The sequence below is a fragment of the Flavobacterium rhamnosi genome (assembly GCF_048286515.1).
Taxonomy (GTDB): Bacteria; Bacteroidota; Bacteroidia; order Flavobacteriales; family Flavobacteriaceae; genus Flavobacterium.
In genome coordinates this window covers 183,981-209,331 of sequence record NZ_JBLVPS010000006.1, presented here as the reverse complement: position 1 = coordinate 209,331, position 25,351 = coordinate 183,981, and the positions used below count along the sequence as shown (strand labels likewise).

Below are 25,351 nucleotides of genomic sequence, written 5' to 3'. Positions count from 1 at the left end.
CTTCTGTAGCCTATTCCGTTGGTGCTATTGCAAATGCAACTAGCTACTTTTGGGCCTATTCCGGTACAGGTGCTACAATCACAGGTTCAACAGATAGCGTATCCATAACATTCGCTGCCAATGCAACTTCAGGAGACCTTACCGTTTATGGAGTTAATGCCTGTGGTAACGGAATTGTTTCTGCTAATTATGCCATAACTGTCAACCCACTACCTGTTGCTGCCGGTACTATAACAGGCACCTCCACAGTATGCCAGGCTCAGACTTCTGTAGCCTATTCCGTTGGTGCTATTGCAAATGCAACTAGCTACTTTTGGGCCTATTCCGGTACAGGTGCTACAATCACAGGTTCAACAGATAGCGTATCCATAACATTCGCTGCCAATGCAACTTCAGGAGACCTTACCGTTTATGGAGTTAATGCCTGTGGTAACGGAATTGTTTCTGCTAATTATGCCATAACTGTCAACCCACTACCTGTTGCTGCCGGTACAATAACAGGGACATCAACAGTATGCCAGGCTCAGGCTTCTGTCGCCTATTCCATTGGTGCTATTGCAAATGCAACTAGCTACTCTTGGGCCTATTCCGGCACAGGTGCTACGATAACGGGTTCAACAAATAGCGTCTCCATAACATTCGCTGCCAATGCAACTTCAGGAGACCTTACCGTTTATGGAGTTAATGCCTGTGGTAACGGAATTGTTTCTGCTAATTATGCCATAACTGTCAACCCATTACCCGCTGCTGCCGGTACTATTACAGGGACATCAACAGTATGCCAGGCTCAGGCTTCTGTAGCCTATTCCGTTGGTGCCATTGCAAATGCAACTAGCTACTCTTGGGCCTATTCTGGTACAGGTGCTACAATTACGGGTTCAACAAATAGCGTTTCCATATCATTCGCTGCCAATGCAACTTCAGGAGACCTTACCGTTTATGGAGTTAACGCTTGTGGTAACGGAATTGTTTCTGCTAATTATGCCATTACTGTCAACCCATTACCCGCTGCTGCCGGTACAATAACAGGGACATCAACAGTATGTCAGGCTCAGGCTTCTGTAGCCTATTCCGTTGGTGCCATTGCAAATGCAACTAGCTCCTCTTGGGCCTATTCTGGTACAGGTGCTACAATTACGGGTTCAACAAATAGCGTTTCCATATCATTCGCTGCCAATGCAACTTCAGGAAACCTTACCGTTTATGGAGTTAACGCCTGTGGTAACGGAACTGTTTCTGCGAATTATTCCATTACTGTCAACCCATTACCCGCTGCTGCCGGTACAATAACAGGGACATCAACAGTATGCCAGGCTCAGGCTTCTGTAGCCTATTCCGTTGGTGCCATTGCAAATGCAACTAGCTACTCTTGGGCCTATTCTGGTACAGGTGCTACAATTACGGGTTCAACAAATAGTATTTCCATATCATTCGCTGCCAATGCAACTTCAGGAAACCTTACCGTTTATGGAGTTAACGCCTGTGGTAACGGAACTGTTTCTGCTAATTATGCCATTACTGTCAACCCATTACCCGCTGCTGCCGGTACAATAACAGGCACATCAACAGTATGCCAGGCTCAGGCTTCTGTTGCCTATTCCATTGGTGCTATTGCAAATGCAACTAGCTACTCTTGGGCCTATTCTGGTACAGGTGCTACAATCACGGGTTCAACAAATAGCGTTTCCATAGCATTCGCTGCCAATGCAACTTCAGGAAATCTTACCGTTTATGGAGTTAACGCCTGTGGTAACGGAACTGTTTCTGCTAATTATGCCATTACTGTCAATCCATTACCCGCTGCTGCCGGAACAATAACAGGCACGTCAACAGTATGTCAGGCTCAGGCTTCTGTCGCCTATTCCATTGGTGCTATTGCAAATGCAACTAGCTACTCTTGGGCCTATTCTGGTACAGGTGCTACAATTACGGGTTCAACAAATAGCGTTTCCATATCATTCGCTGCCAATGCAACTTCAGGAAATCTTACTGTTTATGGAGTTAACGCTTGTGGTAACGGAACTGTTTCTGCTAATTATGCCATTACTGTCAATCCATTACCCGCTGCTGCCGGTACTATTACAGGGACATCAACAGTATGCCAGGCTCAGGCTTCTGTAGCCTATTCCGTTGGTGCCATTGCAAATGCAACTAGCTACTCTTGGGCCTATTCTGGTACAGGTGCTACAATTACGGGTTCAACAAATAGTATTTCAATAGCATTCGCTGCCAATGCAACTTCAGGAAATCTTACCGTTTATGGAGTTAACGCTTGCGGTAACGGAATTGTTTCTGCTAATTATGCCATTACTGTCAACCCATTACCCGCTGCTGCCGGTACAATAACAGGCACGTCAACAGTATGTCAGGCTCAGGCTTCTGTAGCCTATTCCGTTGGTGCCATTGCAAATGCAACTAGCTACTCTTGGGCCTATTCTGGTACAGGTGCTACAATTACGGGTTCAACAAATAGCGTTTCCATATCATTCGCTGCCAATGCAACTTCAGGAAACCTTACTGTTTATGGAGTTAACGCCTGTGGTAACGGAACTGTTTCTGCTAATTATGCCATCACAATTAATACCCTTTCAGTTGCTCCAACTGGCATCACAGGCACAACCACAATTTGTGCTGGTGGCTCCACTACTCTCACTTTGAATGGCGGTACTGCAGGAACCGGTGCTACTGCGCAATGGTTTACCGGGTCTTGTGGCGGAACAGCCGCAGGCACAGGGAATAGTATCACTGTTTCTCCTGCTAGCAGCACTACTTATTTTGTACGATATAATGGAACTTGCAATACCACAACTTGTGCATCTTTAGCGATTATCGTCAACCCATTACCAACGGCCACTGCAGGAGGAAATCAAACCATTTGCTCCAATGCAACTGCTACTGTAAGTGGAGCAAGCTTCACAAACGGAACCATTTCTTGGTCTGAAAATGGAGCGGGTTCTATTACTGCTGGTGGCACAACCTTGACGCCAACTTACACAGCTGCTGCACTTGACGCTGGAACTACTGTTACTTTGACAATGACGGTAACCAGTAACAATGCCTGTGCTCCTCAAACGGCAACGGCAACATATACGATTATAGTTAACCCCTTGCCAACGGCCACTGCCGGAGGAACTCAAACCATTTGTTCCAACGCAACAGCAACAGTAAGTGGAGCTAGTTCAACAAACGGAATTATTTCCTGGTCTGAAAATGGAGCTGGATCTATAACTGCTGGTGGTACAACTTTGACGCCAACTTATAGCCCAGCTGCAGCGGATGCTGGAACTACTGTTACTTTAACAATGACCGTAACCAGTACAATCGCATGTACGCCTGCTTCAACTGCAAGTGCAACTTATACTGTTATTGTCAACCCGCTACCAACTGCGACGGCAGGGGGAAGTAGAACTATTTGTTCCAATACGACTGCTACTGTAAGTGGAGCAAGCTTCACAAACGGAATCATTTCCTGGTCTGAAAATGGAGCGGGTTCTATTACTGCTGGTGGTACAACTTTGACACCAACTTATACCCCAACTGCAGCTGATGCTGGAACAACCGTAACCTTGACAATGACGGTAACCAGCAACAATGCGTGTACTCCCCAAACAGCAACGGCATTGTACAGCGTTATTGTCAACCCATTACCTACCGCTACTGCAGGAGGAAGTCAAACCATTTGTTCCAACGCAACAGCAACAGTAAGTGGAGCTAGTTCAACAAACGGAACAATTTCTTGGATAGAAAACGGAGCAGGATCAATAACTGCCGGTGGCACAGGCCTGACCCCTACTTATACGGCCGCGGCAGCCGATGCTGGAAATACTGTTACTTTAACAATGACAGTAACCAGTACAATTGCATGTACAACCCCTATAACTGCAACTGCAACATATACGATTATAGTCAACCCCTTGCCAACGGCCACTGCCGGAGGAACTCAAACCATTTGTTCCAACGCAACAGCAACAGTAAGTGGAGCTAGTTCAACAAATGGAACAATCTTATGGACAGAAAACGGAGCAGGTTCAATAACTGCCGGTGCAACAACCTTAACTCCAGTATATACTCCGACAGTAGCGGATGCTGGATCTACCGTTACTTTGACGATGACTGTGACCAGCAACAATGCATGTGCTCCCCAAACAAGAACAGCAACTTACACTATTATAGTCAACCCGCTACCAACTGCTACCGCAGGGGGAAGTAGAACTATTTGTTCCAATACGACTGCTACTGTAAGTGGAGCAAGCTTCACAAACGGAATCATTTCCTGGTCTGAAAATGGAGCGGGTTCTATTACTGCTGGTGGTACAACCTTGACACCAACTTATACCCCAACTGCAGCGGATGCTGGAACAACTGTAACCTTGACAATGACAGTAACCAGCAACAATGCGTGTTCTCCTCAAACAGCAACGGCATCGTACAGCGTTATTGTCAACCCTTTACCAACCGCCACTGCAGGAGGAAGTCAAACCATTTGTTCTAACGCAACAGCTACCGTTAGTGGAGCTAGTTCAACAAACGGAACAATTTCTTGGACAGAAAACGGAGCAGGTTCAATAACTGCCGGCGGCACAGGCTTGACACCAACTTATACAACTGCTCTAGGTGATGCTGGAAATACTGTTACTCTAACGATGACAGTAACCAGTACAATTGCATGTACAACCCCTATAACTGCAACTGCAACATATACGATTATAGTCAACCCCTTGCCAACGGCCACTGCCGGAGGAACTCAAACCATTTGTTCCAACGCAACAGCAACAGTAAGTGGAGCTAGTTCGACAAATGGAACAATCTTATGGACGGAAAACGGAGCAGGTTCAATAACTGCCGGTGCAACAACCTTAACGCCTGTTTATACTCCAACAGCAGCGGATGCTGGAACTACTGTTACTTTGACGATGACTGTGACCAGTAACAATGCATGTGCTCCCCAAACAAGAATAGCGACATACAGTGTTATTGTTACTCCATTACCAACTGCCACTGCAGGGGGAAGTAGAACCATTTGTTCCAATACGACTGCTAACGTAAGTGGAGCAAGCGCAACAAACGGAATTATTTCCTGGTCTGAAAATGGAGCAGGCTCTATTACTGCTGGCGGCACAGGTTTGACACCAACTTATACGCCAACTGCAGCGGATGCAGGAAATACAGTAACCTTAACAATGACGGTGACCAGTACAATTCCATGTACACCTGCGATAACCGCAACGGCAACGTATACTATTATTGTCAACCCATTGCCAACAGCCAGTGCAGGAGGAAGTCAAACCATTTGTTCCAATGCAACTGCAACTGTAAGTGGAGCTAATTCAACAAACGGAACAATTTCTTGGACAGAAAACGGAGCGGGTTCTATTAGTGCTGGAGCAACAACCTTAACGCCAACTTACACTCCAACAGCAGCAGATGCAGGAAATACGGTTACTTTAACAATGACCGTGACCAGTACAATTGCATGTACACCCTCTGTAACTGCGACCGCAACCTATGCAATTATAGTCAACCCATTACCAACAGCCACTGCAGGGGGAAGTAGAATCATTTGTTCCAACACAACAGCAACAGTAAGTGGAGCAAGCGCAACAAACGGAACAATCTTATGGACAGAAAATGGAGCAGGTTCTATTACTGCCGGTGCAACAACCTTGACTCCAACTTATACAGCCGCGACAGCCGATGCTGGAACTACAGTAACCTTAACAATGACAGTGACCAGCAACAATGTGTGTACTCCTCAAACAGCAACAGCGATATATACTGTTATCGTTAACCCATTACCAATTGCAACGGCAGGAGGAAGTAAAACCATTTGTCCTAACTCAACTGCTATTGTAAGTGGAGCGAGCGCAACAAACGGAACCATTTCTTGGTCTGAAAATGGAGCGGGTTCTATTACTGCCGGTGGTACAGGCTTGACACCAACTTATACAGCTGCGCCAGCCGATTCTGGAACTACCGTAACATTAACAATGACAGTGACCAGTACAATTGCATGTACACCCGCTATAACTGCAACTGCAACCTATACTATTATTGTTAATCCACTACCTATAGGCTCAGCTTCGGCACAAACAATTTGTAGTGCAAAAACTACTAATATAACACTAAACTCAACGGTAAGTAACACATCATTTATTTGGACTGTTGCGAATGTGACAATACCGACTGGAGGAACTATCACAGGTCAAAGTACTTGTTCAGCTGCTTGTGGAAATTCAATTGCACAAACATTAACCAACTCAGGTACAACAGCAGGGGTAATTAGATACACCATTACACCAATTGCCAACAACTGTTCAGGTGCGACGTTTACCGTGGATGTAACGGTGAATCCAAAACCCGTAGTAACTTTAGCTAATTTGACAGGACAATGTTCAGTTATAGTACCGATACCTTCAGCAACGGATAACTGTGGAGTCACAGTAACAGGAGCAACGGGAGATCCATTGTTTTACGATATACAAGGCCCACATACTGTTGATTGGTCTTTTGATTTTGGTAATGGCATTTTAATCTCAGCAACTCAAAATGTAATTGTTGATGACACTGAAGCGCCATCAGCTAACGTATCAACTATACCAGCGTTAAATATTTCAGGTTGTGCGATAGCAAGTATTACCGCTCCAACCGCATATGATTCTTGTAAAGGAACAATTTCTGGTACAACATCAACGCCATTCCCAATTACAACGCAAGGAACAACTACTGTAACCTGGACATACAATGACGGTAACGGAAACACAACAACTCAACCACAACTTGTAACGCTAACAGCACCATCAATTTCCGGAGGTACTTTAGTAGGTTCTGTTACTGGTTTAACTCCTGCAGCAACCCCTAGTGACAATATAGCCATCAACTCTTGTCCTGATGACATAAACCCTATAACAATGAATTTATCAGGTCAGGTCGGAACTATAGTTCGTTGGGAACAATTTGAAGCTGGAGATACAGCATGGAGTATTATTAGTAATACTAGTAATGCCTATGACATCATTTTTAATTTCGACAATACTAAGTCCACATTATTTAGAGTGCTAATACAAGTAGGAAACTGTACGGCATATTCAAATATGGTAAACGTACATGCCATTCCTCCTGATGTTCCACCGATTTTAGATCAATCAGATTTCAACATATGTCTGAATGATTCGGTCTCTTTAGTGGCTCGTAGTGGCTATTCTTCCACAATAAATGTGGGAGACGGCGGAGATTTTGATACTGGACAATTCCCCGACAAATGGGATCCTACACAATGGAGAATAGACGATCAGGTTGCTGGTGCCCAATGGACAGCCTCAGGTAATAACACCAAATTCAACAACTGGTCAGGAACAAATAATCACCCAGTTGGGACATTGTATAAAATTGAATACGATTCAAACGATCTTAAATTTGGTATAGCGCACGGTAATTATAATAGTGCAGCTTATATAGCGGAATTTGGTGTAGGACCTACAACTTTAGAAACTCCTCTCTTTAGTCTTGTAGGTTTACAAACTGCTGCGGTAGAGTTTGACCAGGCCTATAATCTACATGCTGGAGATACAGCTAAGTTAGAGTTATTAATATTTGCTGCGGATGGAACGACTTTAGAAAACACCATTGTTTTGCAAAATTTAATTGGAACCAGCCCTCAGGCCAATTCCTGGGCACCAGTACCTTACCCGTATCAGGCACCAAAACCAAACAACTCAACTACAACTTATTTTGATTTCAATACCGACAACTCCTCGTTTGATATATCGGATTATATTGGAAATAGTAACGTAAGAGTGAAGTGGACATTTTTTGGAACCACAGATGAAAGTACTTGGGCTATTGACAACATTAGCGTTCCGGTACGACCTTATTTTGATGATGTAGAATGGACGGACGGAATTGGAGAACCCGGGGAATATATCATCCGAAATAAATTAGAGGCTGTGTATACTTTTGTCCCTACGGCACCAGGTGTGCATTTATATGGAGCAACATCCTTAATTAACGGATGTAGAGCATATGACGCGGACGGAACAGCAATAGCAACGGTAAAAGTAAATTATGCCTACGCCGGTCAGGCACAAGGATATACCAATGCAGAATGTGGAGAAAGAACGGTTAATCTTAATGCGTATGACAACACTAAATCAGCCGATGAAAATTATACTTTTGGCGCCTATCCAACGTTAGTCCCTAATGATTTTAGCGATGATCCGGGTACAGGAGCAACAGGAAAATGGACTGTTTTTAATACCACAAATACATGTGGAACCTATAGTTTTTCTAATGATGTCAGTCCGACTTCGTCCTTTTCAGGTGACGCAGGAGTTTATACTCTAAGATGGACGCTGGTTGCTTCTGGTTGCTACAGTGATGTTCTGGTGACATTAACAAGCTGCAATGTTATTGATTTTGACGGCGTTAATGATTATGTAGAATTTAATAAATCTAGTTATGGATTAGGCAGTGATTTTGGTATAGAGGTTTGGATAAAACCAGATCCACAACCAGCAAACCCAGTAAGTACCATACAAACAATTATATCTAAACGAAATGCAAATAGTCTTATAGATGGTTATGACTTAAGACTTATAGGCAACTCACTATCCTTTAATTGGAATAATGGAAGTAAAATAATTTCTCCTTTTCCATTAACTACAAGCAGATGGTACCATGTTGCTGTTACCCGTACTGGAGGATTTTATAGATTATATGTTGATGGAATTGAAGTTGAAAATGCTTCTGGTTCTGCACCAATAGGCAATCCTTCAACAACATGTATTGCAGGTGCCATGGACCAATCAGGAAACCCTCCGAATAAACCTGTACATCATTTTTCAGGATGGATGGATGAATTAAGAATCTGGAATACAGGTTTAGATCCTCATCACATACGCCAAATGATGAATCAGCAAATTATCAATAATGGTACAGCTGTCAGAGGAGAAATAATACCTATTGATATAAATGGGCCAGACGCCAATAAAGATGGAAGCGATGACAAACCATTAACTTGGGCCAATTTATTAGGGTATTACCGAATGAACCTGATTGATTGTGGTTATCTTAAACCTTTCGCCGGAAAAGGCGCTGATGGAAAATTAAGAAACATTACCAGTTCCCAGGAAGAAACTGCTCCTCTACCTTATATCTCCATACGAGATGGTAATTGGACGAATAGAGGAGCCGGAACAACTCCATGGAAATATGGCGATACTGTATGGGACTATCCAAATAGTACTGGTTATCTAGGAACTCCTATAGATTGGAATATTGTACAAACGGCACACAACATCAATTCTGGTGATAAAGACATTACTGTATTAGGTTTACTTTCAAGTGCAGGCAAATTAACAATTGCAGATCCTGCAGCGACCCCTCTTATGGAAAACAATACCGGTCAGGGCTTGTGGATTACACTTTATTTAAAATTGAACGGTACTATTGATCTGGTTGGAGAATCACAATTGGTGCAAAAAAGACATGGCACGTACGATGTCGATAATATATTTACTACTACTCAATTCAGTGAAAGCATTTTTGACGCGACCAGTTTAGGATATATTGAACGTGACCAACAAGGTAAACAAAACAGTTTCAATTACAACTATTGGTCATCACCGGTAAGTGCTATACAAGGAGTCATTAATAATACACCCTACTCTCTTGCAGGTGTTTTAAGGGATGGTACAGATTCAGCTCTCCCAGGTACAATATCATTTGGTGACGGCGCATTTTATGCAGACAGTGGTTTAGTAAAACCTATAAAAACAAGTAACCGTTGGCTATGGTCCTACAATTCTGCAACACCCGATTCAAATACGGAATTGCAAGATTACAATCAATGGAACTATCTTGGCAGTACAGGACTTTTAAAAACAGGAGAAGGATTTACCATGAAAGGAAGTGGTGGAAGTGCGGATGTCAATTTACTGCAAAACTATGTTTTCATTGGAAAACCTAACTCCGGAACTATTGCATTGCCTTTTGACTTAACAGACCAAACCTACTTAGTTGGAAATCCATATCCATCCGCAATTGATGCTGATGAATTCATTTATGATAATTTGGCAGGCAGAGCAGGTGTCAACGTATTTAATGGAGCTCTTTATTTCTGGGATCATTTTGGTGTGTCAGATAATCATCTATTAGCTGAATATGAAGGTGGTTACGCTACTTACACCCTAGCGGGAGGCGTTAAAGGAATCAATGACAGCTCTTTAAATCTAAATGATCATGCAGAGGGCGATAAAATACCAGGGCGCTACATACCGGTGGCACAAAGTTTCTTTGTGGATGCCGCTTTAGACCCAAGTATAGACGGAACAACAACAACTGTTGACGGTGGCACCTTAATTTTTAAAAACAGCCAACGCATATTTATGAGAGAAGATGCTACAAATTCATTGTTTATTAAAAAAAGTGGCAATAAAAAAATAAAAACAGCTGCGAAAGACAGCAGGTCTAAAATCAGATTGGGTTTTGTCGCTACTACAGGTATGCACCGACAACTGTTAGTTACAGCGGACAGCAACACAACCAATAAGTTTGACATTGGTTATGATGCACAAATGTTTGATGTAGCTGAAAATGATATGTATTGGGAATTTAGCAATAGCGAGTTCGTGATTCAGGCGCTTCCAAACTTTAATTCTGATCAAATAATCCCTATAGGACTTGCTATCGCAAATGAAGGAGTAGTAACTATTAAAATTGATAGTCTTGAAAACATCCCGGAGACTACTGCCGTATATTTACATGACAACAGTACGGCAAGCTATCATAACATTAAGAATAGTGATTTTAAAATTTCGTTAGCCGCTGGTGAATACAAAAAACGTTTCTCTTTACAATTTACAAGTAAATCACTGGATCTGGAAGAGAACATTTTGAATGACGGACTTGAGGTTCTGTACTCCAATAATTATAAAGTTTTAATTATCCAAAACAAAATTCCTGACGTAACAGTGCAGGATGTTCAACTCTTTAATCTGCTTGGGCAGGCAATTGAAAATTGGGATGTTGAAGACCTGGAGCAAACTACAATTAAGATACCGGTTAAGAACGTCAGTTCCGGAGTTTATATTGTAAAAATAAAAACTTCAAAAGGAAACTATAGCAAAAAAATAATCATCAAATAAACAAGCTGGTGCTCAGGACTAAGACTGCCATAATTAAGTAAATATTAACCATCAATAACAAATTGATATTAATTATTCTTTCTATATTTGAGGAATTAATTCCGATTAACATTTGAACAACTAATTTTAATTTTATAAAAATGAAAAAAATAGGTACCCTTTTAGCAATACTTTTATTTACAATTGGTGCAAGTGCTCAGGAAGCAAAACCGGTTGCGAAAGAACAGGCTAAAAAAGAGTCCTGTTGTGCTAAAAAAGATTCGAAATCAAAATCGATGAGCGCAGCAGATGTAGAGAAATGCAAAGCAAAGTGCAAAGCTGAAGGAAAAAAGTGTGATGCATCCACTGGAAAAAAATGCTAACTAAAGTATAACTTTTTGATTGCCCATAAAAAAACGCCTCCTGGCGTTTTTTTTTTGTTCCACAACTAATTATGAGTTCTTACTTAGCTCTTACACTCCATTCAAAATCCATTTCAGAAACCTGAATTCCTTTTTCGTCTGTACCAATAGATTTCATCCAGAAAGTCTGCCCCTCTCCACTAGCGATAGTTTCCTGAATTGCCTTTTCAATTAAATGGCCATCATTACACGTAAATGTTATTCGGCCAGTCGCTTTCTTGGTAAAATTCCCTTTATTGTTTGCCACTAACATCGATATTTTTTTACCGCTTTTTTGAATTTGATACATAACCAAAGCTCCTGTAGAAAGCTCAGCGGCCATTGCCTGCACAGCAAAATACATCGAATTAAATGGATTTTGGTTGATCCATCGGTGCTTGACAGACACTACACATTTGTTCTCATCTATCTCTTTTACACGTACACCACAGATAAATGCCGATGGCAATTTGAAGAACAAAAATTTATTAAGTTTTGATACGGTAAGTTTCATTATTGCTGGTTTTTTTGCTAAAATACAAAAAAATACTATGCGTACATATAAAAATATTTTGTTAATATTTTGTTAATATTTGGTACTATGCGAAACAAGATACTGTCTTTTAGCCATATATTTGTATAAGAAATTACTATATACTTTTAATCATGGAAACAACTGCCGAAAAAAACACCGCTACGTTTACTCATTTGAGTTCATTAACGCAATACTTTATTCCTTTTGGAAATTATATTTTTCCAATATTATTTTGGTCTTCAAAAAAAGACACATCGGAATTTGTGGATTACCACGGAAAACAAGTACTGAATTTCCAGTTGAGCTTATTACTCTATTCTTTAGTACTAATTATAATAGCTGTCCCGACCTTTCTAATTACTTTCCTGAAGAATATTCCTTTTGATGCGCTAATAAATGATCACGATATTGTTTTAAGAAATTTTAGCTTCGAAGGAAATATAGGGCTGTTAACAGTAGGCTTAGTTGCCGTTTTAATTTTTGGGCTTTTGAAAGTAGCAGAATTCTTTTTGATTATCTACGCTTCAATAAAAACATCAAATGGAGAAAAGTACAGCTACCCTATTACAATTCCTTTTATTAAATAAAAAAAGAGAATTGATTAAAAGAAAATAGACCAAAGAAATAAGCAAAAAAATAATCATCAATCATCAATCAAAAAATGAATAGTTTAATCAACCACAAATCAAAAAAAAGAAATTATGAACATTGAAAACACAAAAGCCCAGATGCGTAAAGGTGTTCTCGAGTTTTGCATCTTATCTGTACTGAAAGAAAAAGATGCCTACACATCGGAAATATTAGACACTTTAAAAAACGCTAAATTGTTAGTCGTGGAGGGAACCATTTACCCGTTGCTCACCCGATTAAAAAATGATGGATTGCTCAATTACCGTTGGGAAGAATCAACATCAGGACCACCAAGAAAATACTATGGTCTAACCGAAATAGGACAAGCATTTTTAAATGAACTTAGTGGCACTTGGACTGAATTATCTGATGCCGTAAACCTTATAACCAACCAAAAACAATAGTCATGAACAAAACTGTAAATATAAACCTAGGCGGAATGTTCTTTCATATAGATGAAGATGCATACCAAAAATTAACACGATACTTTGATGCTATAAAACGTTCTTTATCTAATTCATCAGGTCATGATGAAATCATAAAAGATATCGAAATGCGTGTCTCAGAATTATTGAACGAAAAACAAAAAAGTGACAAACACGTTGTTGGACTACAAGATGTGGACGAAGTGATTGCCGTAATGGGACAACCTGAAGATTACATCATTGAAGATGAATTAAAAACTTCTCCAACCTATAGCGACAGTTCAACCAGAAGATCCAAAAAACTGTACAGAGATAAAGAAAAAGGAATGATTGGCGGTGTTGCCTCAGGACTGGGCTACTATTTTGGAATCGATACTGTTTGGATCAGAATCGTTCTTATACTACTAGTTATTGCCGGATTTGGAACTGGAATACTTGCTTATATTATCCTTTGGGTTGTAACGCCGGAAGCCGTTACAACATCAGAAAAACTGGAAATGACTGGTGAACCGGTTAACATTTCAAATATCGAAAAAAAAGTTAGAGAAGAGTTTGAAAGCGTTTCAGGAAAGCTAAAAAACGTTGACTACGACAAATATGGCAATCAGATAAAAACTGGCGCCAGTAAAATAGGAAACTCCTTTGGTGATTTTATCATAAGCGTTTTTAAAATCTTTGCCAAATTTCTGGGTGTACTTTTGATTATCGCCGGAATAGGAACTTTAGTGTCTTTATTGATAGCAGTTTTCACTTTAGGATCTTCTGATTTTATCGATGTGCCATGGCAAAGTTTTATTGAAGCTGGAAACTTCACTGACTATCCAATATGGTCTTTTGGATTGTTAATGTTCTTTGCTGTCGGAATTCCGTTCTTCTTCCTGACGCTTTTAGGTTTTAAATTATTGTCTCCAAACATGAAGTCCATAGGAAACATTGCTAAATACACATTATTAGCCCTATGGATCATTGCGATTGCGATCTTAATATCGATTGGAATAAAACAAGCATCAGAAGTAGCTTACGAGGGAAAAACAGTGAAAAAAGAGACTATTAATATACTGCCAACGGATACTTTGTTTGTAAAATTCAGATACAATGATTACTATACCAAAGACATTGATAACAGAGAAAACTTCAAGTTTGTTCAGGATTCATCAAATAACGAATTGATTTATTCCAACAACGTAAGATTTCAGATTTTACATACTGATGAAAAATTACCTTTCATTCAGGTAGAGAAAATGGCGAGAGGAAAATCATTTCAGGATGCAAAACAAAGAGCAGAAAAAATAAAATATGCTATCAAAATTGAAGGGAATAAATTGATTTTAGACAACTATTTATTGACTGAAGTGAGTAATAAATTCCGTGATCAGGAAGTGGAAATATTCTTATATTTACCAGAAGGAACTTTATTGAAACCCGATAGCAGCGTTCAGGATTATGACAACTCAGATGATTCGTTCTTCAACTTGCATTTCAGTTCAGACAACTACATTTATAAAGTGCAAAACTCACAAATAAAATGTTTGAATTGCCCTGCTGATGAAAATGAATACAATGATGTGGAAAATGAAACTACGGAAACATCTGTTACTATCAATGAAGATGGTGTTTCTGTAAAAAACGATACTATAATTAATTCAAAAAACAATATTCAAGAATTAAAAATAAACAAAGACGGTATCATCATTAAAACCAAATAGCCATGATAAAAATCATCACAATGATCACAAAATTTATTATCGTCACTTTGACTGCCTTGTTATTTGCCTCCTGCCATGAAATGGTAAACATGAAATCAATACGAGGAAGCGGCCATGTTACAACTGAAAAGAGAATTGTACAAGGTGATTTTAAAAGTGTTAAAGTCAGCAATGCCATAGACCTTGTTATTGAACAATCGGACAAAACAGAAATCATTGTTGAAGCTGATGACAATTTGATAAAAGAAATCACCACAAAAGTGGAAAACGGCAAACTTATCATTGCCTGTGATTACAACTCTTTCAACAATATCAAATCAAAGAAAGTAACTGTAAAAATGCCCATTATTGATCAATTAGAAGCTTCAAGTGCAGCTACAATTAAAAGTAACAATGCAATAAAAGGGAATAATGTCAGACTGGAAGCCTCTAGCGCAGCTACAATAGATTTAAATGTTGAATCAGATGCCATTTATTGTGAATCCAGTAGCGGAAGTACAATTCTCATTAATGGAAAAGCACTTAAACTTGAAACAGCAGCGTCAAGTGGAAGTACAATAGATGCTAAAAATCTATTGGCCAATGAAATCAAAGCCAGCGCTTCGAGCGGTGCTTCTGTTGCTGTACATCCCATCGTAAACCTAGACGCTGAGGCATCTAGCGGTGGAAGCGTGAATTACAATACCGTTCCAAAATCAATTCGAAAAGAAGAGAATTCAGGAGGAAGCGTTCATCAGGAATAATAAAGAATTTGCTCTAAAATTAAACATCCAACAATCATGGGTGTTTTTTTTATATTTGTATACATGCTAATCAAAATCAAAATGAAAAAATATACGACCATACTCCTACTCCTTTTATCAACCACATTGCTATTGGCACAGAAAAAAGATAAAATAAAAGGGTCAAAAACGGTGACCATTGAGCAAAGGGCAGTTGGTAATTTTGAAGCGCTTGAAATAGAAGACAATCTCGAGGTTCATTTGGAAAGAGGAGAAAAAACCGAACTTAAAATTGAGGCGGATGACAATTTACATGCTATCATTTCATTCGACTTAAGAGACAATATACTACGTATATACACCACTAAAGAAGCGGTGAATTACAAAAAAATAATTGTTAGGGTTACCTATACTAAAGATTTAAACCTACTAACATCCAAAAACGAATCCAGTATAAACGCTATACAAGAAATTCAATTAGACAATTTAACCTTTAAAGCCCTTGATTTTTCTAAACTTTATTTAAATATCAACGCCAAGAATTTCATATTGCAGGCAGATGACAAATCAAAAACGGAATTAAATCTAAAATCAGAAAATACCATTGTGGAGTTGAGTAAAAATTCATCTTTAAAAGCATTAATTACTACTATTGATCTAAAAGTCGATATGTACCAAAAATCAGATGCCACTATAGAAGGTGACGCCACAAATGCAATTATACGACTGGATAATAATTCAAATTTAACAGCAAATAAACTGACCCTGAAAAATGCCGATGTAACCACTGAAAGTTATTCTAATTGTAGTTTAAATGCAGTAACAGCAGTAATTATTGATGCCGTTGGTAAATCAGAAATTCAACTTGTAGGAGCACCCAAAATAGAAATGCGACAATTTTCCGATGAAGCCAAATTGATAAAGAAATTGAAATAGGCAAAATGATTCCAAAGAAAAAGTCCCTGATTTTACACAGGGACTTGACTTTTTCATTTTGAAATTCTAGAATCTGATTATTCTTGAGAAGCCAAATACCTTTCAGCATCCAGAGCAGCCATACAACCTGTTCCGGCAGCAGTGATTGCCTGACGATACACATGATCTGCAGCATCACCAGCTACGAAAACACCTCCAACATTTGTTTTTGAAGTTCCGGGAGTGTTGATAATGTATCCTGTTTCATCCAGTGTGATATAGTCTTTGAAAATATCAGTATTTGGTTTATGACCAATAGCGACAAAGAATCCAGTAGCTGGAATATCAAAAATATCCCCTGTTGTTTTATTCAAAGCTTTTACACCCTCAACAACTTGCTGGTCTCCTAATACTTCAACAGTATCGTGATTCATTAATATAGTAATGTTCTCTGTTTTGCGAACGCGTTCTTCCATGATTTTAGAAGCTCTGAATTTTTCACTTCGCACCAACATTGTCACTTTTTTACAAAGTTTTGACAAATAGTGTGCTTCTTCACAGGCTGAATCTCCTGCTCCCACGATTACTACTTCTTGATTTCTGTAGAAAAATCCGTCACAGACAGCACAGGCAGAAACTCCACCACCCATTTTCAAATAGTGTTGTTCTGAAGGCAAACCTAAATATTTAGCTGTTGCTCCAGTTGAGATAATTACCGTTTCACAATGCAATTCCTTAGTCTCATTGATCCAAACTTTGTGAACACCATCTGAAAAATCTACTTTGGTAGCCCAACCGTCACGTACATCAGTACCAAAACGTTGTGCTTGTGATTGCAACTGAACCATCATTTCAGGACCAGTTACTCCATCAACATATCCAGGAAAATTTTCCACTTCATTGGTTGTTGTCAGTTGGCCTCCAGGCTGGATTCCCTGATATAAAACTGGATTCATATTAGCTCTGGCGGCGTAAATAGCTGCAGTATAACCTGCTGGACCAGAACCTATAATAAGACATTTAATTTTTTCGATTGTATCGGACATAGTAAGGATTATTATATTTTTTGATGTTGCAAATGTAGTTTTTTAATAAAAAAATACGGTCATAAAAACATCATTTTTACCTATGCTAAAATAATATTATCCTATTTATGTTTTTGATTTGCTCAAATAAAAAATAATTCTATCTTTGCACCAGAATTACGGGGTGTAGCGTAGCTCGGTTATCGCGCCTGCTTTGGGAGCAGGAGGCCGCAGGTTCGAATCCTGCCACCCCGACTAAAAAGCCAAATAGCGCCACTTAAAGATAAGTGGCGCTATTTTTTGTTTAAATGATTTTTTTTTGCTATAGAAAGAGTCCCTATAAATATTTTTTTTAGTTGAACCAATAGACCATTAGATTAAATGTAGTAAAACTACTTATTTATCTTCCAATCAATTAATTCAATCCGTTTAGAAAGAAATACTAAAGTTTCAAAAACTTCATTTTCATCTGGAGGTTTCGCTTTTCCAATAAGTAGCTCATTAAATTTTGAGCCTGAATAGACTTTTTTCAAAGTATTCCAAACCATTGCAGTTTCACTAAAAATTAGTGCCTCTTTTGGGTGCCTATACAGCCAATTTTTATCGTTAGGTATAGCTTTGTCATCATCTTTTGCAACTTGCAACAGAATATTATCAAATGAACTTGAACCCATAAAGTCTTTTATGGTATCAAGTTTCATTAATAAAGTTAAATCATACGTATGACGGACTTTATTTGACAAATCTTCCAATGGGTTTTCAGTATAAGAAAACCGAACCAAACTAATTATCTTTTCACAAAATGTGCGCTCAGCAGCCAAAGCCTTAACCTCAAAATCCTCCAATCCAAATCGGGAAATAAGTTCTATATTGGGAATTGTTTTTATATAATCCGCAATTAAAGTTCGAATTGGTTTTAAAACATTCGGTTTAGTATTACCCAAATGTGAAACTTCTAAAGCAATATTTTCTCTCACTTCTCCATATTCTCCTTTTACACCAACTTTTGGATAAGAGTAAATAATTTTTCTTATACTACCTTTTTTATTAGTGTTTGGATGATCTGGTACAACTTCAAAAATAGATTTATCAATCACATTTGTAACATTCTTTAATCTATTTCTCAAAGTATTTCCTGAATCAATATCATCTTTTACAATAACCATATCGATATCTTCAGAAAATCGTTCAATAACTTTATAGCATTTGGATAAAGAAGTACCGCCTTTAAAAACAATCAGATCCTTTACTTCAGAATGAAACAATTGATGCAAAGCATAAGTAACCCAATAATCTTTCTCTATGAAAATTTCAGGAATTTTCAAATGTTCAGCGGTGGCAACAATGGCGCCTTCAAAATTATCTTTGTCTAAATGTAAATTCATTATACTATATTCCAGGAGTTAGCAGTCGAAAGTAATGTAGAATTAATACTATATTCATAACTGCTAGACGGGTTAATTGATTTTTTTAAAATTCTATAAACAATAGCATTGGTATTCATAGCTTCTAAAAGCGCACCAAGCAAAGCCCTGACTTTTGGGGGATAAGAACGTCCATAGGTAACAAGTTTATTTATTTGAGCAGAATCAAAATCATAGATTGCTTTTTTTAAATAAACAAGTCCATCACTTTTTTGTAAATCTGGAATCGTATTCAAATCTTTCATAACATCTAGAATTTCCAAATATTTGATGTTATCAGAAGTAACTTTTACATAACTTTTAGCAGGTTTTACAACCATATTACCAACTTTACCTTTTACTTGCTTATCCAATGAAGCAACTCGTATTGAATTAGGAATTTGTGTCGTTAAACCCAATCTATTATATAATCTAGTTCCGGTAACATAAGCAACTTGTTTATTTTTATCAAATAAATAAAGAGCAAGCAAAACATCTTCTCTAGGTTTTTGTTCACCAAATGCAGAAACTTTTGGCTTATAATAATAGCCTTTTCTAGCTCTTCTAATAATACCTTTATCAACTAATCTGCTTAATGCTTTAGAACCAGCAATAACTTCATCAGAAGTTAATCCAAGAGTATCATATCCGAATATATCACCGGTATCTATTCGATTTATTTTAGCTACTATTTTATCTGTTACTTTCATAATTAGTAACAAAGGTAATTAATTTATTTTAAATGTCAAGTTTTTTCCATACTTTACCTGACACATCGTTTGTGCTTCTATCTATATAGCCAATCAACATATACATATACATATATCATATAATCAATTAAATATTTTACTATTTTATTATCTCATTCACTTGCACAAAAATTACTCCCAGTCCAGATATAAAAATACCGTATAACAAAATTAGATGCTATAGTCGAAAAACAAAAAACAGAACTGCAAAAATGACATCCATTATTTCATGTTTTCTAACAATACCCCCAGCATTAATGGAATTTACAATTCCTTTCTTACCCGGAATAGCGCTAGAAAATGAAATTCATACTAAAAATGGGAATCTGTCAAATGACCACTAATCAAGCTTTAACAAATGTTAACAAAATAGATTTTTAGAAACCATAAATAATTGTATTTTTACGGTTCAAAATTTAGAAAAATAAATGGGCAAAATCATCGCGATTGCTAATCAAAAAGGGGGAGTTGGAAAGACTACAACGTCTGTAAATCTAGCTGCTTCCTTGGGTGTTTTAGAAAAAAAAGTGTTACTTATAGATGCTGATCCACAAGCAAATGCGTCTTCTGGATTGGGAATTGATGTTGAATCTGTCGAAATAGGTACCTATCAAATTTTGGAACACAGTAATACTCCGAAAGAGGCCATTATAAAATGTTCCGCACCAAATGTGGACGTGATTCCATCACATATCGATCTTGTTGCTATTGAAATTGAATTAGTCGATAAGGAAAACAGGGAATATATGCTTAAAAAAGCATTGGAAAGTGTCAAAGAAGAGTACGATTATATCATTATCGATTGTGCCCCGTCTCTTGGATTACTTACTTTAAATGCTTTGACAGCTGCTGATTCTGTGATAATTCCTATTCAATGCGAGTATTTTGCATTGGAAGGTTTAGGAAAATTATTGAATACAATAAAAAGCATCCAAAAAATTCACAATCCAGACTTAGACATTGAAGGGTTATTATTGACCATGTTTGACTCCAGATTGCGTTTATCAAACCAAGTGGTTGAAGAGGTTCAGAAACATTTCAACGACATGGTTTTTGATACCATTATTCAAAGAAATGTAAAATTGAGTGAAGCGCCAAGCTTTGGTGAAAGTATAATAAACTACGATGCAACGAGCAAAGGAGCTACAAATTACTTGCATCTTGCTCAAGAAGTTATAAAGAAAAACAGTAAATAGGTTTATGGCAAAGGCACTAAAAAAACAAGCATTAGGAAGAGGATTATCTGCATTATTAAAAGATCCGGAAAACGATATAAAATCCGTTGACGATAAAAATGCTGATAAAGTTGTAGGAAATATTATTGAGCTTGAAATTGATGCGATTGAAATAAATCCGTTTCAGCCGAGAAGCAATTTCAATGAAGAATCATTGAGAGAATTAGCGACTTCTATCAAAGAATTAGGCGTTATTCAACCCATTACCGTACGTAAATTAGATTTCAATAAATACCAGTTGATTTCGGGTGAGCGTCGTCTTCGTGCGTCCACTCTTGTTGGATTGACTACCGTTCCTGCTTACATTCGTATTGCAAATGACAATGAATCCTTGGTTATGGCATTGGTTGAAAATATTCAGCGTCATGATTTAGATCCAATTGAGATCGCACTATCGTACCAGCGTTTGATTGATGAAATTCAATTGACGCAGGAACAAATGAGTGAGCGTGTAGGAAAAAAACGTTCTACAATTGCCAATTATTTGAGACTTCTGAAATTAGACCCGATAATCCAAACCGGTATTCGTGATGGTTTCATCAGTATGGGTCATGGTCGTGCAATAATCAACATTGAAGACCAGGATATCCAGACTGATATTTATCAAAAAATCGTTAGTCAAAACCTATCCGTTCGTGATACGGAAGCCTTGGTAAAGAACTATCAGGAAAGTTTAAAACCAAAACCTGCCGGTAAACCAAAAGCGGCATCATTTGAAATTGCAGCTTCACACAAAAGTACTTTTACAAATTATTTTGGAACCAAAGTCGATGTAAAAGTAGCCGGAAACGGTAAGGGAAAAATTACTATTCCATTTCACTCTGAAGAAGACTTCAACAGGATTATTAAACTAATAAACGAGTAGTGCGTAAAATCATTTTCATAGGTCTATTCCTCTTTTTAGCAGGAAACGCTGCTGTTTTTGCACAATCGAAAACTGACGATGCGGTCCTGATAGCAAAAGACACTTTGAAATCGAATGACATAGATCCTTTGACACCGGCAAAAGCAGCTTTTTATTCAGCAGTTTTACCAGGATTAGGACAGGCGTATAACAAAAGGTACTGGAAAATACCACTTGTTTATGGTGCTATGGGAACAAGTATTTATTATTACATCAGTAATAATAAAAAATACCATCAATACAGAGATGCTTACAAAAGCAGATTAGAAGGATACACTACTGATGATTTAGCCTTCTTAGACAATAACCGATTAATTGCAGGTCAGAAATTTTATCAAAGAAATCGAGATTTGTCTGCTTTGGTTACTTTGGGTTTTTATGTATTGAATATTGTTGATGCTAATGTTGATGCGGCCCTATTACAGTTTAATGTTGATGAAAACTTATCTGTGAGACCAAATATTTACCCCAATGATGTAACATTCAAAACAAACTTCGGACTAACACTTAATTATAACTTTTAAGTGCAGAACGGAACAAGTCGTCGGGTTACGATTTATTTAAATTTAAAAAATTACAACAAATGAAAATTGCGCTTTTAGGATACGGAAAAATGGGTCAGGTAATAGAAAGAATTGCTCTTGAAAGAGGTCATGAAATTGTTTTGAAAAAAGATGAATTCAACACCTATAAAGGACTTTCAAATGCTGATGTGGCTATCGATTTCAGTGTTCCGACAGCTGCTGTCAGCAATATTTCCAATTGTTTCCACGCTAATGTTCCTGTGATTTCCGGAACAACCGGCTGGTTAGAGCATTACGATGAAATGTTGGCACTTTGCAAAGAAAAAAATGGAGGCTTTATATCCAGTTCTAATTTCAGTTTAGGCGTGAATATTTTCTTCGAGCTCAACGAATATTTGGCCAAAATAATGTCAAAATTTGACAGCTACACGATTGACATGGAAGAAATCCATCATACCCAAAAACTGGATGCACCAAGTGGAACTGCAATTTCATTGGCAAAAGGGGTAATAGAAAACAGTTCCTATACAAATTGGACATTAGAAAACCCTAAAGCAAATGAGATTCATATCGAAGCCAAAAGAATTGGATCGGTTCCAGGAACTCATACAGTAACCTACAATTCACCAGTTGATGCTATAGAAATAAAACATACTGCACACAATCGCGAAGGTTTTGCCCTTGGAGCTGTAATTGCAGCGGAATGGATTGTTGGAAAACAAGGAGTTTTCACGATGAAAGATGTTTTAAACATAGAACAATAGAATAAAAGACAAAAAAAAGAATTAACCAAATAAGCTTATTATGACACTATATCAATGGTTTGTATTTTTCCTAATTATTCAGGTAGTTCACTTCTTGGGAACTTGGAAGCTATACGAAATTGCGGGAAGAAAACGCTGGGAAGCTGCTATTCCTGTTTACAACGCTATTGTATTAATGAAAATAATAGGCCGCCCTACTTGGTGGACGGTTTTACTTTTTATCCCTATTATTAACCTAATTATGTTTCCGGTGGTCTGGGTTGAAACTCTGAGAAGCTTCGGAAAAAGATCCTCTTTAGATACTTTTTTAGGAATTATTACCTGTGGATTCTACATCTATTATGTCAACTATACTCAAAAAGTAACGTACGTGGCAGACAGAAGTCTACAACCTGAAAATAAAACGGCAGATACTATTAGCTCATTACTTTTTGCTGTTATTGTAGCTACGTTAGTGCACACCTATTTTATACAACCGTACACCATTCCTACATCATCATTGGAGAAATCACTGCTAATTGGTGACTTTTTATTTGTGAGTAAAATGAATTATGGAGCCAGGGTTCCTATGACCACTGTAGCTTTACCAATGGTTCATGATTCAATTCCATTAACCAAAAATAAATCGTACCTGACCTGGCCACAATTGCCGTACTTAAGATTACCGGGAATACAAAATATTGAGCGCACGGATATTGTAGTGTTTAACTGGCCCGTGGACACCGTTTACAAATTTTTTGACACATCAAAAAGACGCGCTTACAAACCAGTAGATAAGAAATCAAATTACGTAAAAAGATGCGTTGGTGTACCGGGAGACAGCCTTGCTATAAAAGACGGTATTATATACATTAATGGCAAAATATTGCAATTGTCAGAAAGAGCAAAACCACAATTTTCTTATGCAGTAGCATTAGATGGAAAAACTTCAATCGATTTTGAGTACCTATTAAAAGATTTAGATGTAACAGACGAAGCTGGCTTTAGAAGCGACTTAAGAGACACCTTGTTCTTAAAAGCCCTTACAGCTGCCGGAGCAGAAAGACTAAAAAACACTCCCGGAATTGTGTCCGTAACAAGACAAATTTCAAAAGGTGTTGAAAGTGGTATATTTCCTCATATCAACAAATGGAACCGTGATAATTTGGGTCCAATCTATATCCCAGAAAAAGGAAAAACGGTCGCTTTGACAACCGAGACATTGCCTTTTTACAAAGCGATTATTACAGACTACGAGAATAAAGATTTAAAAGTAAATGGTTCCGAAATAAGAATTGACGGAAAAGTAGTCAACAGCTATACTTTCGATCAAAATTATTATTGGATGATGGGAGACAATCGCCATAACTCTGAAGACAGCCGTTACTGGGGTTACGTCCCGGAAAATCATATCGTTGGAAAACCTATTTTTATATGGTTGAGTATTGATCCAAATGGAAAAGGGTTAAATAAAATACGTTGGGACAGAGTTTTCACAACTGTAAGTGGTGAAGGACAGCCTCAATCCTATTTTAAACTATTTTTGCTTGCTTTAGTAGCATTCTTCGTTGGAGAATATTTCTGGAAAAAAAGAAAAGAAAGAAAAGGTTAACTAAAAAATGTTTAAAGTTTAAGGTCATATAACAACCTTAAACTTTAAACATTAAACCACTCAGCAAATGAACACTTTATTACATCCCACCTATTTCCCATCCATAAGTCATTTTGCAGCCATGGCCCAGGCAGAAAGCATTACGTTTGAAATAGAGGATAATTTCCAGAAACAAACCAATCGCAATCGAGCCTACATCTACAGTCCAAATGGAATTCAGTTATTGAATATCCCTGTAAAACATTCGAAAGAAAGCCACCAAAAAACAAAGGATATAAAAATAGAAACTGATTTTGACTGGCAAAAACAACATTTCAAATCATTGGAAGCAGCGTATAGAAGTTCTCCTTTTTTTGAATTTTTCGAAGATGATATCCGACCACTGTTCGAAAAAAAACACATCTTTCTTTTGGATTTGAATTTTGAAGCTTTAGCAATTACGACTAAATGTTTGAGAATGAAAATGGAATTTACCACAACGACCGAATACTTCGCTGAAGTGGATACAACTGCAACAAAAGACTTTAGATTTTTGGCCGACGGAAAAAAAGACAGCTCTTTATTTGAAAGCTACACTCAGGTTTTTGATGACAAACATGGATTCATCAATAATCTAAGCACTCTGGATCTGTTGTTCAATGAAGGAAAATATGCAATGGACTATTTGAAAAAACAGCAACTGATTTTAAAGTAACGCTTCCT

17 protein-coding genes and 1 tRNA gene are annotated in these 25,351 nt (G+C 37.9%); 14 read left to right on the top strand and 4 right to left on the bottom strand.

The annotated features are described in order from the left end of the window. Positions 1–11,141 (top strand): PKD-like domain-containing protein (locus ACNQGN_RS07565; protein ID WP_417987225.1); only part of this gene is annotated, 11,141 nt, incomplete at its 5' end. 140 nt (positions 11,142–11,281) lie between these two features. Next, positions 11,282–11,503, top strand: coding sequence for a hypothetical protein (locus tag ACNQGN_RS07560; RefSeq protein WP_417987224.1), 222 nt, complete (start codon positions 11,282–11,284; stop codon positions 11,501–11,503). A 79-nt stretch (positions 11,504–11,582) separates the two neighbouring features. Here the strand turns inward: ACNQGN_RS07560 and ACNQGN_RS07555 are convergent, their stop codons facing one another. Next, positions 11,583–12,035, bottom strand: a complete 453-nt coding sequence (locus tag ACNQGN_RS07555; protein WP_417987223.1) for a DUF4442 domain-containing protein — start codon at positions 12,033–12,035, stop codon at positions 11,583–11,585. A gap of 152 nt (positions 12,036–12,187) precedes the next feature. Between ACNQGN_RS07555 and ACNQGN_RS07550 the strand changes: the two genes are divergently transcribed. The 5 genes from ACNQGN_RS07550 (at position 12,188) to ACNQGN_RS07530 (ending at position 16,475) form a co-directional block, all read left to right on the top strand. After that, complete coding sequence (locus ACNQGN_RS07550; protein ID WP_417987222.1) at positions 12,188–12,643, top strand: DUF4870 domain-containing protein; 456 nt, start codon at positions 12,188–12,190, stop codon at positions 12,641–12,643. 114 nt (positions 12,644–12,757) lie between these two features. Further along, the gene (locus ACNQGN_RS07545) at positions 12,758–13,090 is read left to right on the top strand and encodes a PadR family transcriptional regulator (protein ID WP_314897111.1); all 333 of its coding nucleotides are present in this window, start codon (positions 12,758–12,760) and stop codon (positions 13,088–13,090) included. Positions 13,091–13,092: 2 nt separating this feature from the next. After that, positions 13,093–14,817, top strand: coding sequence for a PspC domain-containing protein (locus ACNQGN_RS07540; RefSeq protein WP_417987221.1), 1,725 nt, complete (start codon positions 13,093–13,095; stop codon positions 14,815–14,817). A 2-nt stretch (positions 14,818–14,819) separates the two neighbouring features. Further along, the gene (locus tag ACNQGN_RS07535; RefSeq protein ID WP_417987220.1) at positions 14,820–15,560 is read left to right on the top strand and encodes a head GIN domain-containing protein; all 741 of its coding nucleotides are present in this window, start codon (positions 14,820–14,822) and stop codon (positions 15,558–15,560) included. Between the two features lie 81 nt (positions 15,561–15,641). Continuing rightward, positions 15,642–16,475, top strand: a complete 834-nt coding sequence (locus ACNQGN_RS07530; protein ID WP_417987219.1) for a GIN domain-containing protein — start codon at positions 15,642–15,644, stop codon at positions 16,473–16,475. Positions 16,476–16,552: 77 nt separating this feature from the next. On the opposite strand, the gene trxB is transcribed toward ACNQGN_RS07530, so the two are convergent. Beyond that, entirely contained in the window at positions 16,553–17,500 is a 948-nt protein-coding gene (gene trxB, locus ACNQGN_RS07525; RefSeq protein WP_417987218.1) for a thioredoxin-disulfide reductase, read from the bottom strand. Between the two features lie 159 nt (positions 17,501–17,659). Here trxB and ACNQGN_RS07520 point away from each other — a divergent pair. Next, positions 17,660–17,734, top strand: a tRNA-Pro gene (locus tag ACNQGN_RS07520). A gap of 137 nt (positions 17,735–17,871) precedes the next feature. On the opposite strand, the gene ACNQGN_RS07515 is transcribed toward ACNQGN_RS07520, so the two are convergent. Further along, the gene (locus ACNQGN_RS07515) at positions 17,872–18,864 is read right to left on the bottom strand and encodes a nucleotidyl transferase AbiEii/AbiGii toxin family protein (RefSeq protein WP_417987217.1); all 993 of its coding nucleotides are present in this window, start codon (positions 18,862–18,864) and stop codon (positions 17,872–17,874) included. After that, positions 18,864–19,592 carry a DUF6088 family protein gene (locus ACNQGN_RS07510; protein ID WP_417987216.1) on the bottom strand — a complete coding sequence of 243 codons (729 nt, stop codon included), beginning with the start codon at positions 19,590–19,592 and terminating at the stop codon, positions 18,864–18,866. The genes ACNQGN_RS07515 and ACNQGN_RS07510 overlap by 1 nt, the downstream gene beginning before the upstream one ends. A 467-nt stretch (positions 19,593–20,059) precedes the next feature. Here ACNQGN_RS07510 and ACNQGN_RS07505 point away from each other — a divergent pair, with 467 nt between their 5' ends. The 6 genes from ACNQGN_RS07505 (at position 20,060) to ACNQGN_RS07480 (ending at position 25,343) form a co-directional block, all read left to right on the top strand. Beyond that, entirely contained in the window at positions 20,060–20,827 is a 768-nt protein-coding gene (locus tag ACNQGN_RS07505) for a ParA family protein (protein ID WP_417987215.1), read from the top strand. Between the two features lie 4 nt (positions 20,828–20,831). After that, positions 20,832–21,731 (top strand): ParB/RepB/Spo0J family partition protein, encoded by a 900-nt coding sequence (locus ACNQGN_RS07500; protein WP_417987214.1) that lies wholly within the window; start codon positions 20,832–20,834, stop codon positions 21,729–21,731. After that, positions 21,731–22,294: a DUF5683 domain-containing protein gene (locus tag ACNQGN_RS07495; protein ID WP_417987213.1), complete on the top strand. Its 564-nt coding sequence runs from the start codon at positions 21,731–21,733 to the stop codon at positions 22,292–22,294. The genes ACNQGN_RS07500 and ACNQGN_RS07495 overlap by 1 nt, the downstream gene beginning before the upstream one ends. 59 nt (positions 22,295–22,353) lie before the next feature. Next, a complete protein-coding gene (gene dapB / locus ACNQGN_RS07490) occupies positions 22,354–23,058 on the top strand; it encodes a 4-hydroxy-tetrahydrodipicolinate reductase (protein WP_417987212.1) in 705 nt (234 codons plus the stop codon). Positions 23,059–23,098: 40 nt separating this feature from the next. Continuing rightward, positions 23,099–24,649 (top strand): signal peptidase I, encoded by a 1,551-nt coding sequence (gene lepB, locus ACNQGN_RS07485; RefSeq protein WP_417987211.1) that lies wholly within the window; start codon positions 23,099–23,101, stop codon positions 24,647–24,649. Positions 24,650–24,716: 67 nt separating this feature from the next. Next, positions 24,717–25,343, top strand: coding sequence for a WbqC family protein (locus ACNQGN_RS07480; protein WP_417987210.1), 627 nt, complete (start codon positions 24,717–24,719; stop codon positions 25,341–25,343). The last annotated feature ends 8 nt before the right edge of the window (positions 25,344–25,351 follow it).

Bases quoted from the DNA above. Each gene is read 5' to 3' on its own strand.
- ACNQGN_RS07545 (WP_314897111.1), top strand. From the start codon at position 12,758: ATGAACATTGAAAACACAAAAGCCCAGATGCGTAAAGGTGTTCTCGAG.
- ACNQGN_RS07480 (WP_417987210.1), top strand. From the start codon at position 24,717: ATGAACACTTTATTACATCCCACCTATTTCCCATCCATAAGTCATTTT.
- ACNQGN_RS07550 (WP_417987222.1), top strand. From the start codon at position 12,188: ATGGAAACAACTGCCGAAAAAAACACCGCTACGTTTACTCATTTGAGT.
- ACNQGN_RS07555 (WP_417987223.1), bottom strand. From the start codon at position 12,035: ATGAAACTTACCGTATCAAAACTTAATAAATTTTTGTTCTTCAAATTG.
- ACNQGN_RS07530 (WP_417987219.1), top strand. From the start codon at position 15,642: ATGAAAAAATATACGACCATACTCCTACTCCTTTTATCAACCACATTG.
- ACNQGN_RS07535 (WP_417987220.1), top strand. From the start codon at position 14,820: ATGATAAAAATCATCACAATGATCACAAAATTTATTATCGTCACTTTG.
- ACNQGN_RS07560 (WP_417987224.1), top strand. From the start codon at position 11,282: ATGAAAAAAATAGGTACCCTTTTAGCAATACTTTTATTTACAATTGGT.
- lepB (WP_417987211.1), top strand. From the start codon at position 23,099: ATGACACTATATCAATGGTTTGTATTTTTCCTAATTATTCAGGTAGTT.
- ACNQGN_RS07500 (WP_417987214.1), top strand. From the start codon at position 20,832: ATGGCAAAGGCACTAAAAAAACAAGCATTAGGAAGAGGATTATCTGCA.
- ACNQGN_RS07515 (WP_417987217.1), bottom strand. From the start codon at position 18,864: ATGAATTTACATTTAGACAAAGATAATTTTGAAGGCGCCATTGTTGCC.
- trxB (WP_417987218.1), bottom strand. From the start codon at position 17,500: ATGTCCGATACAATCGAAAAAATTAAATGTCTTATTATAGGTTCTGGT.
- ACNQGN_RS07505 (WP_417987215.1), top strand. From the start codon at position 20,060: ATGGGCAAAATCATCGCGATTGCTAATCAAAAAGGGGGAGTTGGAAAG.
- ACNQGN_RS07540 (WP_417987221.1), top strand. From the start codon at position 13,093: ATGAACAAAACTGTAAATATAAACCTAGGCGGAATGTTCTTTCATATA.
- ACNQGN_RS07510 (WP_417987216.1), bottom strand. From the start codon at position 19,592: ATGAAAGTAACAGATAAAATAGTAGCTAAAATAAATCGAATAGATACC.
- dapB (WP_417987212.1), top strand. From the start codon at position 22,354: ATGAAAATTGCGCTTTTAGGATACGGAAAAATGGGTCAGGTAATAGAA.